Annotated in this window: 3 protein-coding genes; all 3 read right to left on the bottom strand. The window is 24.0% G+C overall.

Annotated elements, in window-relative coordinates:
• Positions 1-126: 126 nt before the first annotated feature.
• On the bottom strand, positions 127-867 hold the full coding sequence (locus CPX_RS02570) for an HAD-IIB family hydrolase (protein WP_235443267.1): 741 nt from the start codon (positions 865-867) through the stop codon (positions 127-129).
• A 662-nt stretch (positions 868-1529) separates the two neighbouring features.
• Positions 1530-2558, bottom strand: a complete 1029-nt coding sequence (locus CPX_RS02560) for a hypothetical protein (RefSeq protein WP_235443266.1) — start codon at positions 2556-2558, stop codon at positions 1530-1532.
• Entirely contained in the window at positions 2512-2694 is a 183-nt protein-coding gene (locus CPX_RS03010) for an SVM family protein (RefSeq protein ID WP_152907392.1), read from the bottom strand. The genes CPX_RS02560 and CPX_RS03010 overlap by 47 nt, the downstream gene beginning before the upstream one ends.
• Positions 2695-3701: the final 1007 nt, after the last annotated feature.

Below are 3701 nucleotides of genomic sequence, written 5' to 3'. Positions count from 1 at the left end.
TTATATATAATAATATTATATAATAAGTTAACTAACTAACTAAAGTAAACTAAACGTAAAGTAGTGTTTTTTATTATATGAAAAAGAGGGATTAATGATCAAACTAGTTTATTAGCTTTGAAAAAGTCATATAATTGGTTTTTTTTCAATACTAGGAGCTACTAATTGAGCGTTTTGCAATACTTCTTTGTATTTAGTATTACCCATCGCGATACCTATGTCTGCTAGTTTTAACATTTCAATATCATTGTGTCCATCACCAATACAAACCACTTGGCAATCAGGATATAATTCTTGAATTTTTTTAATGCCAGAAGCTTTATTGAAGTAACGATGCACTAAATAGCTTCTGCCTGTGCGAGAAAAATAAGGTTTTAAAACTTCTATTTCTTGTGATAATTTATCTACTACAGCGTTATCTTCATGGAAAGCCCACATTTGGTAAACATCATAATCTAATTTTTCAACATGGAAATTTTCGTTAACATTTATTTGTTGACCTTCTTTAATAATCCATTTTCTTTTGCCGTCAGTTTCGATTAATTTTTCCACATCAGAATTAATCACAACAATCTCTCTTTTATCTAAACCAATAATACCTAAGCCAATAGAATACTCTTTCCCTTTATTAATGATTTTCTTTAATAATTCTTTGGAAAGTTTTTGTTTGTGGATATTTTTTTGATCGGCGATAATATAACTACCATTCATTAACACTAAATTTTCAAAAAGAGGCAATAAATCCCCTAAATTAGATATTCCTCTGAGACTTCTACCTGTTGCTATTCCTAATTTAACATTAGGATCTTTTGCTAAAGTTTGAATTAATTGGCGAGTTTGAGGGTGAATCACATATTCTCTAGTCATTAAAGTGCCATCAATATCAAAAAAAATAATTTTTGCATTAAAAAAACCTCACTTTTGTTTTTTTTGTTTAATTGTTTTAAACAGAAAGGGATGAGACCCAACGAAATGGTACTGAAAGACAACAACGAATTTTTCTAAAACAAATACCTTATTTTTATCCCGAAAAAAGAAACTTTATAGTGATTATCATTATTTTAAGGCCGAAAAATATATATTATTACAACTCTAGCGTATTGTCATTACTATAATAAATTAAAATCAATTTGTCAACCCTTTTTTAAAAAATAACAATTTATTATTAAAAAATATTATTCAAGAATATTTATAATAATAAATTGTTATTTAAATTTTTTTAAAAATAAAGATCTAATTTTAGAAATTAAAAAAATATTAAAATTTAACTTGGCGGCGACCTTCAACATATCCTTTTAAAGTATGTTTTTGCTATCAAAGCTTTAAGGAAAATAAAAATTAATAAAAAGGGGGGATGACTTTGATAAAAAAGATCCTTTAAAAGAGCTTTTTGCGCCAGTTTGATCAAAAATAATTTAAAAATAACCATTTTTACGAGTTTTTGTTGAAAACAAGATGCATATTTTTTTTTAAAAAGCACGAAAAACCTTCCTTTTTAAAAAAGAAAGGAATTAATAAAAGTTATGAATTTAAAACTGTTGGCTTTTTTGATTATTTAATTGTTTTATTTTTTTATCATGACAAGTTGAACAAACTTCTCTTTTTGGTTTTTGCAATTCAAACATTTTGTTGCAATTTTTACATTTAAAATGATTTTGAACTGGACAATGACACATAAATAAAGTTATTTTAACTGGTTTTTCTGTTTTTTTATTAATAATGTCAAATTCCCATTCATAATTATTTTTTTTGCTTTTAAAAGGATCTTTTTTTTGAAGAGGACAACAATATTTTTTAATTTTCAATAATAAAGGAATAGCGCTTAACAAAATACCTAGCAAAAAAAGATTATTAAGACAAACTCCAAGGAATCCTTGGGCCTCTTTATAATGATGGCCGCCCAAAAACTTTAACAAAGAATCATTTAAAGCGCATTTTTCATGAGGATTCATAAAATTATAAGGATAACTATACCATTTTTGATCACTCACAAAACCCAAAAACAAAGAATAAAAGAGATAAAAGAGTGGATGGAACAAAGCCATTAAACTTTGTTTAAATTTGAAACAAACTATATCCTGATTAAGAAAATAAAACAAAACATATAAAAGAGGAAAATAGGTATGCTCGAAACAACTAGTATGCAAAGGATTAGTTATTAAAAGGTTCCATTCGGAATAAGGAGCAGCAATTAACCACCAAACCAATCCTGTTAACAACATATCCACTAAAACGATAAAAGCAAATAAAGAATATGCTTTATGATGTCGAAATTTAGTAAGACTAAGAATTAAAAAAAGAATGACTAAAAAATTACTTTGAGCGGTAAAAAAATACAAAGCAGCATATAAAGCACAATAAACAGTTAATTTTGTTTGTTCTCCAAACGATAAAGGAGTTAAGTTTAAAAAAGCATTAATTTGATAAAGATATAATACTTTATCCACATAAACCAACACAGAAGCGATTAAAAAAATAATAATAAAGGATGTTTTATAAAATGTATTTCTTTTAGCGATCATCGGTTGAGCACGAGCGTCTTTTTTTCTTACAGCCAATTTTTAGTATTTCCTTTCTTGATAATGTTTTTTTAGGGGTCGTTATTACTTGATTATTATTAAAAATAAACAATAATCCTAAGAAAGAACATAAACAAAAACTTATTATTTTAAATTGATTTTGTAATTTAATCATTAATTACCACTCCTTTATTTTTTATTAATTGTTTTGTTTCCATTCTTAAATTATCTTAGACTGTTTCGGCTAAAAATGTGATTTTGTTTTTTTTGTTGATGTTGGTTTTTTTTGTAATATTGAAATATAAAATATATAAGGGATATATCTAGATAATTTTTTTATTAAATTCATTTTTATAACCTATTTTTATTATTATTTTTTTTGTATAATTTATCAAATTTTTTATTGAATTTATTAAAATTATTTTGTGTGTCTTGTTTGAATGTATCTAATTTCTTTTCAACTTGATTGATGTTGTTGTTTAAGTGTTCACTTTTTAAATTAATATCTTCTCTTAAACTATTATGAACATTATTAATATTTTCACTTAAACTATTATGATTAGTAAAATAAAATGCGGTAACTAATGTAATAATAATACTAATTAAATAAAAAAATATTTGATAAATTTATTTTTTTAGTTCTTTTATCTTTATTTTGCTCCTTTTTTTAACATTTACTGTATTATATAATAATTTTAATTGTTTTTCAAGAGAAAGTATTTTTTGTTGCATTTTTTTTATGGTCATGATTGTTTTTTCTCCTTTATTTGGGGTTTTAAGTTTATAGCCTTGCCATTTTTTGTTGTTGTGTTTGGTAAAAGAAAAGACCCTGGAGAAGGTCTCTTTGATTTATAATTAATAAATTTAATCAAATTTATTTAATTTATATTGTAAGTTAATATATTTTTGTTGTAAATTTTGAATTTTTTGTATTAATTCTTGATAACTTAAATTAAGTTCTTGTATTGTAGGGTCTTGATAGGAATAACTAAAAATTTTGTTAACTATTTGATTTCGTTCATATGAATAATGCCAAATTTGTTCATTTATATATTTTAAAATATTAACATCAGAACGCCTTTGATAAAGATTTTTAATTGTTTGATCTAAATTATTTAATTTTTTTTTGCAATTCTACATCATCTTCTAAATGATAAATATGAAAATATGAAATTTGAGTAG

This window comes from Candidatus Phytoplasma pruni, assembly GCF_001277135.1.
Classification (GTDB): Bacteria; Bacillota_I; Bacilli_A; order Acholeplasmatales; family Acholeplasmataceae; genus Phytoplasma; species Phytoplasma pruni.
This window is presented reverse-complemented; position numbering and strand designations above follow the sequence as displayed.